The following is a 14,172-nucleotide window of genomic DNA, read 5'->3' as shown; positions in this document are numbered from 1 at the left end:
GTGGGGGCACCTCCCAGGCGCAGCTCTGGGGGAGAACGGCGCGACCAGCCCCTACGGCGGGAAGATCGCGCGGCAAACCGCAACAGGCAGAACGGAGCGTCACCCCTCAGCCCAGCGAGGCAACCGCTTCTCGTTGAACGCCGCAACCCCCTCCGCCCGGTCCCCGGAGAAGGCGACCGTGCGCCAGCCCGCGTCCTCGATGTCCAGCCCCGACCGCAGGTCGAGCCCGTGCCCGAGCCGCAAGGCGCGCTTCGCCGCCCGCAGCCCCACGGGCGAATTCGCAGCGATCCGGCCGGCCAGCGAAAGCGCGGCGTCCCGCGCCGACGTCCCCTCCTCCGCGAGGAGGTCGACCATGCCGAGGCCCACAGCCTCGGCAGCCCCCACCCGCCGTGCCGTGAAAATGAGCTCGGCGGCCCGCGCGGCGCCCACCCGGCGAGGGAGGAGCTGCGTGCCGCCGCCCCCCGGGATGACGCCCACGGACACCTCGGGCAGGCCGACGACCGCCGTACCGTCGACCACGATCACGTCGCACGAGAGAGCGAGCTCGTACCCCCCGCCCAGGGCGTACCCGTGCACCGCCGCGACCGTCGGCACGGGCAGCTCCAGCACGCCCGTGTAAGCGCCCCGCGCGACCGGCCGCTGCGCGACCAACTCCGCGTCGCTCAGCGCATTGCGTTCCTTGAGGTCGGCCCCGACGCAGAACGCCTTCTCGTTCGACGACGTCAGCACGACCACGCTCACGGACGCGTCGGCGGCCAGCGCGTCGCAGGCCCCCGCGATGGACTCGGCCATCGCGGACGACACCGCGTTCATCGCCCGGGGCCGGTCCAGCACCAGCTCGGCGACCCGGGGTGCGGGCCGCTCGACCCGCACCCACTCGCCGTACCGCACCCCGTCCTCCTGCGCACCCATCGGACCGCCTCCCGGTTAACGACCGTGAACCCCGCGAACCCCCTCATCGTGCCACGAGGGTCCGACAACCGGGACGGCGTCACCTACGGCGACGTCACCACGGGGGACGTCACCACGGACGCCCTCGTCATGCGGCCGTCACCAAGAGAGCCGTCACCATGGGGCCCTCACTGCGGGGCCCTCGCCAAGAGACCCCTCACCCGACCGGCGCGGGCTCGCGCTCACCCGCCTCCTCGGAAGGATCGGAAGGAGAAGTCGCCGCCCGCGACTTCTCCGCGAGCGCCTCCACCCCCAGCAGATCGTCCGGCAGGGCGTCCGGCATGTCGACGTCGAACCGCGCCAGCCGCCGTATCCGCAGCGCCCCCACGACCACGAGCGCCATGCCCGCCGAGCACAGCAGGAACATGAAGGCGACCCCGCGCCCGGGCCCGGTGCCCACCACATGCCCTGCGCTCGACGCGAGCGCGCCGTGCTTGCTGAGCAGCCGGTTGAAGAGGTCGGAGCCGAGCGGCGCGACGAGCCCCATGCCGATGGGCAGCGTGGACCACGCGACCAGCGTGTTGAGCGCGAACACCCGCCCGTGGTAGCGGTACGGCACCTTGAGCTGGACGATCGTCGTGTAGACGGAGTTCATGATCGTCAGGAAGAACGTCAGCGCGAACGCGCCCGCCCCGATGAGCCACAGCGACGGCCGCAGGCTGACGAGGAAGCCCCCCGCCGCCATGCACACGGTGGTGATCAGCACCCCGCGGAAGCGCTTGACGCGCGGCCCGCCCCAGATCGCCATGGTCGTACCGCCGAGCATGACGCCGAGCCCGCTCACGACGGAGACGCGGCCGACGTCGGCGAGCGAGCCGAAGGACAGCACGAGCGGCGAGACGAGCAGCAGCAGCGGCGACATGAAGAGGTTGAGCACTGCGAAGAAGGTCAGCACGGAGCGCAGGCCGCGGTCGTTCCAGGTGTAGCTGAAGCCCTTGGCGATCTCGGTGGTGAGCGGCTCGCGCGGGCGCCACGGCAGGGTGTTCGGGAAGCGGACGAAGATGACGACGGCGACGGCGAACGCGTAACTGACGACGTCGATGAGGACGATGCCGTCGAGCCCGATGACGCTGAGCAGGCCCGCGGCGACGAGCGGGACGACGAGCTGGGCGACGCCGTTGGTCATCTGGGTGACGCCGATCGCGTGGCCCAGGTACTGCTTGGGCACGAGCTGCGGCACCGCGGAGCCGTACGCGAGGCGCTGGAAGGTCGTGCTGACCGAGAGCGCCGTGACCAGCAGGTAGATCTGCCATATGTGGATGCCGTCGGTGAGGATGAGCAGCCACAGGATCGCCTCGATGATGCCGGAGGCGGCGTCGGCCCACAGCATGACGCGCCGCCGGTCGCCGCGGTCGACGATCGCGCCCGCGAGCGGCGAGATGAGCAGCCCGGCGAGGTTGAGGACGGCGATGAGCGAGAACTGCGCGAGGGACTTGTTGTCCACGAGCACGGTGAGCGGCAGCGCCCAGCCGGTGAGCGCGGAGCCGATGAGGGAGATCTGCTGGCCGCTGGCGATGGTGAGGAAGCGGCCCATGCTGGGACGGACGCGGTCCGTTTCCGCCTTGAGCGCCTCCTCGGACTCCGGGGTGGCGACGTCCTCGACCCACCACGTGTCGCCGTCCGCGCGCGGTGGCGGGTCGGGCAGCTCGGTGTGGGTACGGAGCGCGAGGGCGACCTCGGCGGCGCGGTAGCGCAGGAAGAAGTGGCCGCCCTCGTCGAGGACGACGAGCGCCGCGGTGTCGGTGAAGGCGCGCCACTCCTTGTAGCGCTCCTCGTACATCTGCGTCGCCGGGTCGCGCTCGCCGATCAACGAGACGATGGGGGCGCGGAGTTTGCGGCGGTCGGGCTGGTCGAAGAGCTTGGTGAAGTACTCCTCGGCGGACTTCGAGTCGTGGCGCATGGTGCGGATGATGCGGTCGGCGACGGCGGGGTCCAGCTCGTCGAGGTCCACGCCGCGGGATTTCAGCGAGTCGAGGTCGCTCTGGCTGCTGCGCAGCCGCTCGAAGAACTCGGGGCGGACGAGCTTCCGCCACATGCCCGCCGGTTTGGCGAAGGGGAAGATCGCCCCGATGTAGCAGGCCTCCAACTCGCGCCCGGCGGCCTCGACGCGCCGCGACAGCTCGACGGCGAGCGCGGCGCCGACCCCGCAGTGGCCGTAGATCACCAACGGGCCCTCGATGGCGAGGATCTCCTCGGTCGTGCGGGCGGCCAGCTCGTCGAACTCCATCGGCTCCTCGTCGAGCCCGATGTCGTTGCCGGGGATGGAGAGGGCGTACAGCGCCTCGTCCTTGGCGAGTTCGTCGGCGAGCGGCTGGTAGACGATCGCGCTGCCGGAGCCGTACGGGACGCACACGTACGTCACGCGGGTGGACTTGCGGCGCGGGGTGAGGCGCTGGAGCAGGGGGCGCGGGCCCTCGGGGGCGGATTCCGAGGCGAAGTCGGCGAGTTCGGCGACCGTGCGGTTGGAGAACATGTCGACGAGGCCCACCGGGCGGCCGCCCGCGGGCAGCGCCGTGCGCAGCTTGGCGACGACCTGGATGGCGAGCAGCGAGTGGCCGCCGAGGTCGAAGAAGTCGTCGTCCAGGCCGATGCGTTCGGCCTCCAGGATCTCCGCCCACACCGCGGCGATGGTCCGCTCCACCTCGGTAGCCGGCTCGCGGTATTCGGCGGTGGTGACCTCCGGCTCGGGCAGCGCCTTGCGGTCGAGCTTGCCGTTCGGGGTGAGCGGCAGCGCGTCGAGGGCGATGACGTGCGAGGGCACCATGTAGTCGGGCAGGTAGCCGCGCACCGCGTCGCGCGCGTCGGCCGGGTCGTCGGGGCCGCCGACGAGGTAGGCGACGAGCCGCTGGTCGGGGCTGACGACGACGGCCGCGTCGCGCGCGCCGGTCTTGTCGCGCAACGCCGCCTCGATCTCGCCGAGTTCGATGCGCAGGCCGCGAAGCTTGACCTGGTTGTCGAGGCGGCCGAGGAATTCGATCGCGCCGTCGGGCAGCCGCCGGGCGGCGTCGCCGGTGCGGTAGCGGCCGCCCGCGAAACGCTCGGCGGTCAGCTCGGGCCGCTTGTGGTAGCCGAGCGCGACCGCGACCCCGCCGATCGTCAACTCGCCCGGGACGCCCACGGGTACGCGCTCGCCGTGCTCGTCGAGGATGTCCAGGGTGACGTTCTGGATGGGGCTCCCGATGGGGACGCGGGCCCGCCCCTCCAGACCCTGCGGTGTGCACTGCCAGGACGAGACGTCGATCGCCGCCTCGGTCGGCCCGTAGAGGTTGTGCAGTTCGGCGTCGGGGAGGGTGCGCAGGCAGCGGGCGGCGAGGTCGACGGGCAGCTCCTCGCCGGAGCAGATGACGCGGCGCAGGCCCGTGCAGTCGGCGACGGAGTCGTCGGAGAGGAAGAGGCCGAGCATCGACGGGACGAAGTGCGCGGTGGTGATGCCCTGTTCGGCGATGAGCGTACGCAGGTAGCCGGGGTCGCGGTGGCCGCCGGGCTCGGCGAGCACCAGCCGGGCGCCTGAGGTCAGCGGCCAGAAGAACTCCCACACGGAGACGTCGAATCCGGCCGGGGTCTTCTGCAGCACGCTGTCGGCGGCGCCGAGTCGGTACCGCTTCTGCATCCAGTCGAGCCGGTTGACGATGCCGCGGTGGCTGTTGGGCACGCCCTTGGGACGCCCGGTGGAGCCCGAGGTGTAGATCATGTACGCGGCCGCGCCCGGCTCGCCCGCCGCCGGGAACGCGGTGCCGGGCTGCCCCTCCCAGACCGCCGGGTCGTCCAGGACGAGGACGGCCGCGCTGCTCGCGGCGAGCGCCTCGGCGGTGCCCGCGCTCTCGCCGAGTGCGCCCTGCGCGGTGCCGTCGAGCAGCCTCCCTTGCGTCAGGACGACCGGGGCCTCCGCGTCCTGGAGCATGAACTCCAGTCGCTCCGCGGGGTATTCGGGGTCGAGGGGTACGTACGCGGCCCCCGTGCGCAGCACGCCGAGCAGGGCGGCGGGCAGGTCGAGGGAGCGCTCCGCGCAGACGGCGACGAGCGAGCCGGGGCCGACGCCCTCGGCGGCGAGCCGGTGCGCGATCCGGTCGGCGCGCGCGTCGAGTTCGGCGTAGGTGAGGGTGGCGCCCTCGAAGGTGACGGCGGGCGCGTCGGGGGTGCGGCGGACCTGGTCGGCGACGAGGCCGTGCAGGGTCGCGTCCGCGGGGAAGTCGGCGGCGGTGTCGTTCCAGCCGTCCAGCAGGGCGCGCTCGGCGTCGTCCAGCATCGGCAGGCGGCTGACGGCGGTGTCCGGCGCGTCGAGCGCGGCGCGCAGCAGCGTCTCCAGATGCCCGGCCAGCCGCTCCACGGTCACGGCCGTGAACAGCGACGTCTTGTAGGTGAAGGTGCAGGCGAGGCCGCCGTCGCCGGAGGGCACGACGTACAGCTCCAGGTCGTGCCGCGAGGAGCCGGGGGTCAGCGGGAAGTCCGCCACCCGCACCTCCGCGCCGCCGTCGTCGCCGGTCGCGGCGGGGAAGTCGTGCATCGAGAACAGCGCGTCGATGAGCGGCTGGCGGCTCGGGTCACGCGGGACGTTCAGCTCCTCGACCAGCCGGGCGAAGGAGAGCTCCTGGTGGTCGAGGGCGTCGATGACGACGTCCCGGGTGCGGGCCAGCAGCGCCGTGAAGGCCGGGTCGTCGGCCATGTCCGCGCGCAGCACGAGGGTGTTGACGAACATGCCGACCACGCCCTCGAACTCGGCCCTGGTCCGCCCGGCGACGGGGGTCCCGACGCCGAACTCCTGCTGGCCGGTGGAGCGGGAGAGCAGCGCCTCGAAGGCGGCGAGCATGACCATGAAGCGGGTCGCGCCGTGCTCGCGGCTCAACGCGTCGACGCGGGCGGTGAGTTCGGCGTCCAGCATCCGCACGGTGGAGGCGCCCTCGAAGCGCTGCCGGGCCGGGCGGGGCAGGTCGGTGGTCAGCTCCAGCCGGGGCAGGCCGGCGAGCTGCGGCAGCCAGTACGCGCTCTCGCGCTCCAGGGTGCGGTCGCGCTGCCAGGCGGCGATGTCCCCGAAGCGCACGGCGGGCGCGGGCGCGGCCTCGCCCCGGTAGAGGGCCACGAGGTCGCGCACGAGGAGCTGGGCGGACTGGCCGTCGGCCACCAGGTGGTGGACGAGCAGCGCGAGGACGTGCTCGGGCTCTTCGCCCTCCGCGGCGTCCAGCCGCTCGACGAGCAGGGCGCGCAGCAGCGGGCCGTCCGCCGGGTCCAGCGGGATCGTGCACTCCTCACCGATGAGCGCGAGGGTCTGCTCGTCGCTCGCCGCCTCCGCGCGGGCGAGCGGCACGGGCGCCTCGTCGAGGACGTGCACGGCCGGGTGGCCCTCGTCGTCGGCGGGGAAGCGGTGCCGCAAGCTGTCGTGGCGGCGGGGGAGTTCGGCGAGCGCCGCCTCCATGCGCGCGGTGTCCAGCGGCCCGGTCAGCCGCACCGCGAGCACGATGGTGTACGTGCCCGTGCCGGGCATGTACTGCTCCATGAACCACAGCGGCTCCTGCGCGGGCGCGAGCAGCGGCGGTGCGTCCGCGGGCCGCACCGGGATGCCCTGCGCCTCCCGCTTGCCGCTGAGCCTGCGCCTGAGCAATTCCCGCTTCGCCGCGGAGAGTTCGACGGCCGACGTCATCAGGCGAGCCTTTCCATGGAGTTCTTGAGCGCGTGCAGGAAGAGCGTCGCCTCGCGCCCGTTGATCAGCCGGTGGTCGTAGGCGAGCCCGATGTTCGCGGGCGAGCCGTCGGTGGGCGCGGTGACCGCGAGGGCGCACGCCGTGCCGGGCAGCACGAACGGCACGGCGAGCACCACGTCGGCGTCGGTGTGCAGGGTGACGGTGAAGTTCGCCCCCGTGAGGTCGCTCTCACGGAAGGCCCCGGTGGTCGCGGCCACCCGGAATTTCATGAGCCGCGTCGCGATCTCGCCGATCGACAGCTGCGCGGCGTCCCGTACGCACGGCACGAACAGCCCCTCGCCGAGGTCGACGGTCACCCCGATGTGCGGGGCGTCCGCGAGCAGCGCGGTGCTCCCCTCGACGCACCCGAAGAAGCGCGGGAAGTCGGCGTGCAGCAGGGCCACTTCACGGACGAACAGCTCGCCGGCCCCGACCGGCCGCCGCACCTCCCGCGTCACCCGCTTCGCGTAGGCGAGCGCGGGCCCGAGGTCCATCCGCACGACGGTGTAGGCGGCGGGGATCGTCCGGTGCGAGATATCCACGGCGCGCGCCACCCCACGCTGCACGCGCGGCAGTTCGGCCCGGGTGACGCCGGGGACGTCCGCCCCCGGACCGCTCGCCGGGGAGGCGAGCGCACCCGGCGCCGCCGCTGCGGGCGCGGAGACCGCCGGGGCCGGCGTGATGCCGGGCACCGCCGCGGGCGCGCCCACCGACGCTGCCGCACCGCCCCCGGCCGGGGCGTTCACGGCCGCGCCGCCGGGCCGCAGCGCCGCGACGTGTTCCCGCCGCACGACCGCGCGCCCCAGCGCCTCGACCTCCGCCGCCGTGATGCCCAACTCGTCGATGAGCTGCTGTGCGGGCCGGGTGACGAGCTGCCCTGCGGCGCCTGCCGCGGCGGCAGCCGGGACCGGTGCCGTCTGCGTACCGTCGTCGATGGCGGCGATGCGCTCCCCCGGGCGGCACACCGCGCCCGCCGCGAGTGCGTGGCGCAACGCGCCCGTGGCGGTGGCCTCCAGCTCCTCCGCGGCCTTGGAGGTCTCCACGACTGCGACGGGGTCGCCCGCCGAGACGGGCGTGCCGTCGTCCACGAGCCAGTCCGTCAGGACGTATTCCGTGTCGTTGTTGTTGAGCTTGGGTACGAGGAGCTCAGCCACGCAGCGTCTCCAGGATCGTGCGGTGCACGCTCGCGGCGCCGACGAGGGCGGCGCGTTCGAGGTGTGCGGCGGTGGGGATGGCGGAGTCGGCGGAGTGGACGAGGGTGACCGGGCCGTCGAGGCGGGACCACAGGCGGCGGTGGAGGACGTGCGCGACCTCGGCGCCCCACGTGCCGCCCGCGGTGCCCTCCTCGACGACGAAGACCCGGCGGACGTCGGGGAGTCGGAGGTCCTCCGCGTCGAAGGGGTAGAGCCGCGAGGGCACGAGCAGCGTGCAGGCGATGTCCTCCTCGACGAGGAGCGTGCGCATGGCCTCCAGGACGCGGTGGGCGACACCGCCCGCCGCGATGACGACGCAGTCGGGCTGTTCGCCGGGCAGGGACACCTCCGCGGTGCCGCCGTCGCGCTCGGCGAGGACGAAGGGCGGCTCGACCTCGTACATCCGCCTGGTGTAAAGGACCTTGTCCTCGAACAGCACGCCGGGCTCGCCGCGTTCGAGCATCTCGGCGAGGACGGCCGCGCTGTCGCGGAAGGGCGAGGCCTCGTACAGCGCGAGGTTCGGGACGCCCACGAAGTGCTTCTGCAGGCTCTGGCTGTGGGTCGGGCCGTAGCCGCGCCCGCCGCCCACCGGGCAGCGCAGCACCATCCGCATCGGCACCGTGGAGCCGTACATGGACACGGACTTGGCGGCGAAGTTGACCAGCTGGTCGAAGGCCAGGGCGGTGAAGTCGCCGAACATCATCTCGACGATCGCGCTGTCCCCGGCCAGCGCGAGCCCCGCAGCGACACCGGTGATGGCGTTCTCGCTGATGGGCGTGGACAGCACGCGCTCGGGGAAGCGGGTGGACAGCCCGCGGGTGATCTTGAAGGCGCCGCCGTACGGGTCGGCGATGTCCTCGCCCAGCACGTGGAGTTCGGGACGCTGCTCCATGAGGCCGTGCAGCGCGGCGTTCAGGTTCTCGGCGACCCTCATACCGGCTCCCTCCCGGCGACGTCCTCGGCGACGGCGTCCACGCGGGCGCGGGCGGCGGCGTCCAGTCGGGCGAAACGCCCGGGATCCGCGGCGGCGAGCCGCGGGTACCAGTCGGCGGCGCGCGCGGCGGCGATCTCCTCGGCGCCGCGGGTGTCGTCGCCCTTGCTGTGCGGACCGAGCCGGTGGGTGGCGAACTCCGCGACGAGCGGCCGCCCCTGGCGTACGGCCGCGACCGCGGGCGCGAGCAGCGTGCGGATCTCGTCCAGGTCGCTGGAGCCGGTGCGGACGTGGTCGATGCCGAAGGCGGCGGCGCGCCCGGCGATGCTGCCCGCCATGGTGCGGGTGGTCGGCGTGGACTGGGCGATGCCGTTGTTCTCGACGACGACGAGCAGCGGCAGTTCCCACAGCGCGGCGAGGTTGAGCGCCTCGTAGACGCCGCCCTCGCCCCACGTGCCGTCGCCGATGTAGACGCAGGCGAGCGCGCCGGGTTCGGTGCGCTTGAGGTGCAGGGCGACGCCGCAGGCGACGGGCAGGCTCTCACCCTGGACGCCGGTCGACAGGTAGCGGTCGCGCTTGATGTGCTGGCTGCCGCCCACGCCCCCGCACACCGCGCCGCGGCGGCCCATGATCTCCGCGAGGAGGCCCTCGGGATCGCGGTGCCGGGCGAGGTAGTGGCCGTGGCCCCGGTGGTTGCTGAAGACGTGGTCGGCGGGGCCGAGCAGCGCGTCGAGGGCGACGGGGACGTACTCCTGGCCGAGGCAGGTGTGGGTCGTGCCGTTGAGCATGCCGCGGTCGAAGAGGTCGAGCAGCTTGAGCTCGAAGGCGCGGATGGTGAGCAGTTGCGTCAGGTCGTCGTCGGAAGGAAGGTCGCTCACCGTGTGGGAGCGCTCCCAGACAGTGCTCGACACGGTCATCGGCGGATCACCGCGACCACGCCCGCGACGGTGGAGTTGTCGAAGAAGTCGTCCAGGCCTATCTCCACGCCGAGTTGCTGCTGCATGCGGGCGATGATCTGGGTGATCGTGAGCGAGTGGCCGCCGAGGTCGAAGATGTCGTCGTGCAGGCCGATCGGCGCCATGTCGAGCACCTGCTCCCAGATCTCCCGCACCTGGGCGACCAGCGGGTCACCCGCGGCGAGCGCCTCGTCGCCCCGCGCGGCTCCTGCGGCCTCGTCCGTCTGCTCCTCCGGCTCGGCGACCGGCGCGGTGAAGTCGACGAGGTCGGCGAGCCGTTGCCGCGGGTCGCGACCGGCTGCGGTGAGCACCCGGGTCAGGTCGTCCACGAAGCGCCCGGCGGCGGGGAGTTCGAGCGGGTCGTAACGCAGGCTCGCGACCGCGCCCGACGGGCCGTGCGCGATCTGGAGCTGCAGCGCGCCGCGCACACTGTGGTTGAAGGCGAGCCACTGCACGTCGCCGAGCGGGCTGCGGGTGTCCGGCAGCCGCCGGTAGCTGATCGACACCGGGGCGAGCGCGGCGTGCGGCCGCAGCCCGGGCACCGCGCGGGCGAGCGGCACCTCGCGGTAGCGGTAGATCTCGCGGAGTTCCGCGCGCAGCCCGGCGGCGAAGTCGGCGAAGGCCTGCTGCCCGGACGGCCGGGAGAACAGCGGGAGTTCGTTGACGTACGCGCCGATGTGCGGGGCTTCCGCCTCGGTCCTGGTGGCGAGGTCGAGGGCGGTGACGACCTCGGCGTTGCCGTACGAGGCGAGCAGCACGTGCACCGCGGCGACCAGCACCTCGAAGGAGGTCAGGCCGTCGAGGCGGGGCAGCGGGAGCGGCACCTCCAGGACGTCCGCGTCGGCGGCGCCGCGCGAGCGCAGCGAACCGCCGGGCACGGCGGTGGCGGCGGGCTCGTGCCACCGCCCGGCCCAGAAGTCGGCGGCCTGCGGGAGGAGTTCGGCGACGCGCTCACGCTGGGCGGCCGCGTGGTCGGCGTGCTCCAGCTCGGCCGGGATGCCGCCCTCGTAGTACGTGGCGAGGTCCGCGACCAGCACGTCCTTGGAGGCCCCGTCGAAGACGAGGTGGTGCGCGACGACCACCAGCGTGTCGCCGCCGACCAGCACGAAGCGCACCAGCGGGCCGCTGTGCAGGTCGAAGGGCCGGGTGACGGCCTCGGCAACGGTGCCGGCCTCCTCCAGCACGGGCGTGTGCGCGGCGGGGACGAGCGCGGGGTCGCCGTCCTCGGCGCTCAGCGCGCAGCCGAGCAGCGGGTGGCGCTCGACGACGGCGTGGCAGGCCTTGGCGAGCGCGCCGCGGTCCACGTCGCCGTCCAGGGCGATGACGACGGGCATGTGGTAGGCGGTGACAGCCCCCATGCGCGCGGCGATCCACATTCCGTGCTGGGTGAAGGAGAGTTGGCGCTTCATCGGACGACCTCTCGCAGGGCGCGTTTGTCCACCTTGCCGCCGTGGTTGCGCGGCAGGGCTTCGAGCGTGATCAGGTGGTGCGGCTGTTCGTGGGACGCCAGCCGGGACTTGAGGAAGGCACGCAGCTCGGTGTGGTCCGCGCTGCCGACGACGGCGACCGCGACCGCGGTGCCGAGCGCCGGGTGCGGCACCCCGAAGGCCGCGGCCTCCACGACGTCCGGGTGCTCGTAGACGGCCTCCTCGACGTGCAGCGTGGAGACCTTGTGCGCACCGGACTTGACGACGTCGCTCTCCCGGTCGACCAGGTAGAGGTAGCCGTCCGGGTCGACGTAGCCGAGGTCGCCCATGCGCACCCAGCCGTCGCGGAAGACGCCCGCGGAGGCGGCCGCGTCGCCGTAGTAGCTGCGGCTCGCGGTGGGAGAGCGCATCCACACCTCGCCGGTCTCACCCGCGGGCAGCGGCTCGCCCTCGGCGGTGGCCACGCGGACGTCGCCCGCGGAGGCCGGGCGGCCGACGCTGGAGGGGCGGCCGGAGTTGTAGAGCATCACGGTCTGCGCGGGCGCGGCCTCGGTCGAGGTGTAGTAGTTGGCGATCGTCGCGCGCGGGAAGGCCGTGGCGAGTTCACCGGCGATCCGCGCGGGCAGCGGGGCCGCGGCCGAGCCGAGCAGCAGCACGCTGGACAGGTCCGCCTTCAGGTGCGCCCCGCTGGAGAGGAGTTCGATCGCCATGGTGGGGACGAGGAAGACCGTGCCCGCGCGGTGCTCCTCGATCATGCGGGCGAAGCGGCCGGGCGTGAAGCGGCCGAGGGTGACCACGGTGGGGTGCGCGCCGACGGCGTTGGCGAGCATCCACTGCCCGGCCTGGGTGCCGATCGGGAAGGCGTGCGCAAGCGTCTCGGAGTGCGTGAAGGGCTTGCGGCGGCCGCCCCAGCCGTGGCCGAGGTTGGCGTGGGTGGCGGCGACGCCCTTGGGCCGCCCGGTCGTTCCCGAGGTGTAGAGGATCTGCGCCAGGTCCCCGGGCGCGGGCGGGACGAGGTCCGTACCCGGCTCCGCCTCCACGGCGGGCAGCTCACCGGCGCGCAGCACGAGCGCGGCACCGCAGTGCGACAGCCGGGCGTCGATGTCGGCGGCGCCGAGCTGGTCGGACAGCGGTACGGCGACGGCGCGGGCCTTGAGGGTGCCGAGGAAGGCGACCGCGTAGTCGATCCAGTCGGCGTTCCCGAAGACGAGCCCGACGCGGTCGCCGGGAGTGACACCGCGGCGCAGCAGACCTACGGCGACAGCGTCGGAGCGGCGCCACCAGCTTTCGAAAGTAAGGTTTCCTGCCCCCGCAACTTTCAAAGCCGGACGATCAGCTTCCGCTGCCGCGCGGGCACGCAGCAATTCGGAAAGGATCGTACTCACGTGCTGATCCCCCTGTGCCAAAACCGGACAATAGCCGGTCAATTGACGGGATCGACGCCGCAGTGCGGCGCAGCGCATCCCCCGAAATACGCTCATTGACTGAGCGGGCCTCACCCTGGCATCGTCACCCAGAACCGTCAACCCTCGAAAATGTGTCGGCCGAGTTTACGAAATTCACCGCCGCCGCATCAGTCACAGTTGCCCCGAGACCGCCATCCCGCGCGCCTTCCGCAACCGTGCCCGTTCGCATGGACACGCACCGCACTCGCCTTCCAGGCGTACCCGCACACGTACCGCACGGCACAGCACAGCACGTGGAGAGACCTGTGAAGACCGGACCGCTCTCGTTCGGGCAGCAGAGACTGTGGTTCCTGCACCAGTTCGACCCCGAGGACCCCTCGCACAACGCCGGTTACGCCTACCGGCTGCGCGGCGCGCTGGACGTGCCCGCGCTGGAGGCGGCCTTCACCGCCGTGGTCGCCCGGCACGAGGCGCTGCGCACCCGCTTCACCGCCGAGGACGGCACGGCCCGCGCGGTCGTCGAGGACCCGCGCCCGGTACGCATCGAGGTCACGGCGGCGGAGTCGGCCGAGCACGCCGAGCGCATCGTCGCCGCCCGCGCCAACACCCCCTTCGACCTCACCGCGGAACCGCCGCTGCGCGTCACCCTGGTACGGATCGGGCCGGACGACCACGTCCTGTGCGCGGTCACGCACCACATCAACAGCGACGGCTGGTCCTTCAACGTGCTGCGCGACGAGGTCGCCACCCTTTACGCCGGACAGCCGCTGCCCGCACCGCCGTTGCAGTACGCCGACGTGGTCGCCGCCGCCGGCGACACCCAGGCCGACCCCGCCTGGTGGGTCGGGCAGCTGGCCGGGGCGCCGGACCTCGAACTGCCGACCGACCGGCCGCGCCCCGCCGAGCGCAGCACGGACGGCGGCGAGGTGCGCTTCACGCTCGACAAGGAACTGGCGGACGCGGTACGGGCGTTGGCCCGTCAGACGCGCTGCACGCCGTACATGGTGCTGCTGGCGGCGTACGAGGTGCTGCTCGCGCGGCACAGCGGGCAGAGCGACTTCTCCGTGGGCACCCCGTCCGCGGGCCGGGGGCGGCCCGAACTGGAAGGCGTCATCGGCTACCTGTCGACGACGATGGTGCTGCGCTGCGACCTGTCCGGCGACCCCTCCTTCACCGACCTGGTCCGCGCCACCCGGCGCAGCGTGCTGTCCGGACTCGCCCACCCCGAAGTGCCCTTCGAGCAGCTCGTCGGCGCACTCGGCGTCGCCCGCGACCTGAGCCGGACGCCGATCTACCAGGCACTCTTCGCGCTGCACACGCACGGCACGGTCGCCGAGCCGCTCCCGGGCCTGGACGCCGAGTCCTTCCCGCTGGGCTGGCACTCCGCCCGCACCGACCTGACCCTCGACCTCTACGAGCAGCCCGACGGCAGCGTGGTCGGCATCCTCATCCACAGCACCGACCTCTTCGACGACGCGACCGCGGAGCGCATGGCCGCCCGCTTCCTCCACCTTCTCCGCTCCGCCACGTCCTCTCCCGAACTGCCGGTGAGCGGGCTGGAGTTGCTGCCGGTGGCGGAGCGGGAGCTGCTGGCGTCGTGGGACGGTCCGGTGGTGGAGCTGCCGCCGGTGACG

At 73.1% G+C, this 14,172-nt stretch carries 8 protein-coding genes; 1 reads left to right on the top strand and 7 read right to left on the bottom strand.

All coding sequences use genetic code 11. The annotated features are described in order from the left end of the window. Positions 1–99: 99 nt before the first annotated feature. From IH54_RS0137375 to IH54_RS0137345, 7 genes are all read right to left on the bottom strand, one after another. Positions 100–912 (bottom strand): enoyl-CoA hydratase/isomerase family protein, encoded by an 813-nt coding sequence (locus IH54_RS0137375; RefSeq protein WP_031525660.1) that lies wholly within the window; start codon positions 910–912, stop codon positions 100–102. A gap of 196 nt (positions 913–1,108) precedes the next feature. Next, on the bottom strand, positions 1,109–6,586 hold the full coding sequence (locus IH54_RS0137370) for a non-ribosomal peptide synthetase/MFS transporter (protein WP_078862813.1): 5,478 nt from the start codon (positions 6,584–6,586) through the stop codon (positions 1,109–1,111). Continuing rightward, the gene (locus IH54_RS0137365; RefSeq protein WP_031525655.1) at positions 6,586–7,779 is read right to left on the bottom strand and encodes a 2-oxo acid dehydrogenase subunit E2; all 1,194 of its coding nucleotides are present in this window, start codon (positions 7,777–7,779) and stop codon (positions 6,586–6,588) included. Before IH54_RS0137365 ends, IH54_RS0137370 begins: the two co-directional genes overlap by 1 nt. Further along, positions 7,772–8,752 (bottom strand): alpha-ketoacid dehydrogenase subunit beta, encoded by a 981-nt coding sequence (locus IH54_RS0137360; protein ID WP_031525653.1) that lies wholly within the window; start codon positions 8,750–8,752, stop codon positions 7,772–7,774. The genes IH54_RS0137365 and IH54_RS0137360 overlap by 8 nt, the downstream gene beginning before the upstream one ends. Further along, positions 8,749–9,666, bottom strand: coding sequence for a thiamine pyrophosphate-dependent dehydrogenase E1 component subunit alpha (locus IH54_RS0137355; protein ID WP_052398311.1), 918 nt, complete (start codon positions 9,664–9,666; stop codon positions 8,749–8,751). Before IH54_RS0137355 ends, IH54_RS0137360 begins: the two co-directional genes overlap by 4 nt. Then, complete coding sequence (locus IH54_RS0137350) at positions 9,663–11,114, bottom strand: condensation domain-containing protein (protein WP_031525648.1); 1,452 nt, start codon at positions 11,112–11,114, stop codon at positions 9,663–9,665. Before IH54_RS0137350 ends, IH54_RS0137355 begins: the two co-directional genes overlap by 4 nt. Then, on the bottom strand, positions 11,111–12,595 hold the full coding sequence (locus IH54_RS0137345) for an AMP-binding protein (RefSeq protein WP_078862812.1): 1,485 nt from the start codon (positions 12,593–12,595) through the stop codon (positions 11,111–11,113). Before IH54_RS0137345 ends, IH54_RS0137350 begins: the two co-directional genes overlap by 4 nt. A 248-nt stretch (positions 12,596–12,843) precedes the next feature. Here IH54_RS0137345 and IH54_RS0137340 point away from each other — a divergent pair. Next, positions 12,844–14,172, top strand: a 1,329-nt coding sequence (locus IH54_RS0137340; RefSeq protein WP_031525643.1) for a condensation domain-containing protein, incomplete at its 3' end; no start/stop codon positions are given.

Origin of the sequence: Streptomyces sp. NRRL F-5123 (genome assembly GCF_000721495.1) — a bacterium.
GTDB lineage: Bacteria > Actinomycetota > Actinomycetes > Streptomycetales > Streptomycetaceae > Actinacidiphila.
This window is presented reverse-complemented; position numbering and strand designations above follow the sequence as displayed.

Bases quoted from the DNA above. Each gene is read 5' to 3' on its own strand.
- IH54_RS0137345 (WP_078862812.1), bottom strand. From the start codon at position 12,595: ATGCGCTGCGCCGCACTGCGGCGTCGATCCCGTCAATTGACCGGCTAT.
- IH54_RS0137360 (WP_031525653.1), bottom strand. From the start codon at position 8,752: ATGAGGGTCGCCGAGAACCTGAACGCCGCGCTGCACGGCCTCATGGAG.
- IH54_RS0137375 (WP_031525660.1), bottom strand. From the start codon at position 912: ATGGGTGCGCAGGAGGACGGGGTGCGGTACGGCGAGTGGGTGCGGGTC.
- IH54_RS0137355 (WP_052398311.1), bottom strand. From the start codon at position 9,666: ATGACCGTGTCGAGCACTGTCTGGGAGCGCTCCCACACGGTGAGCGAC.
- IH54_RS0137370 (WP_078862813.1), bottom strand. From the start codon at position 6,586: ATGACGTCGGCCGTCGAACTCTCCGCGGCGAAGCGGGAATTGCTCAGG.
- IH54_RS0137350 (WP_031525648.1), bottom strand. From the start codon at position 11,114: ATGAAGCGCCAACTCTCCTTCACCCAGCACGGAATGTGGATCGCCGCG.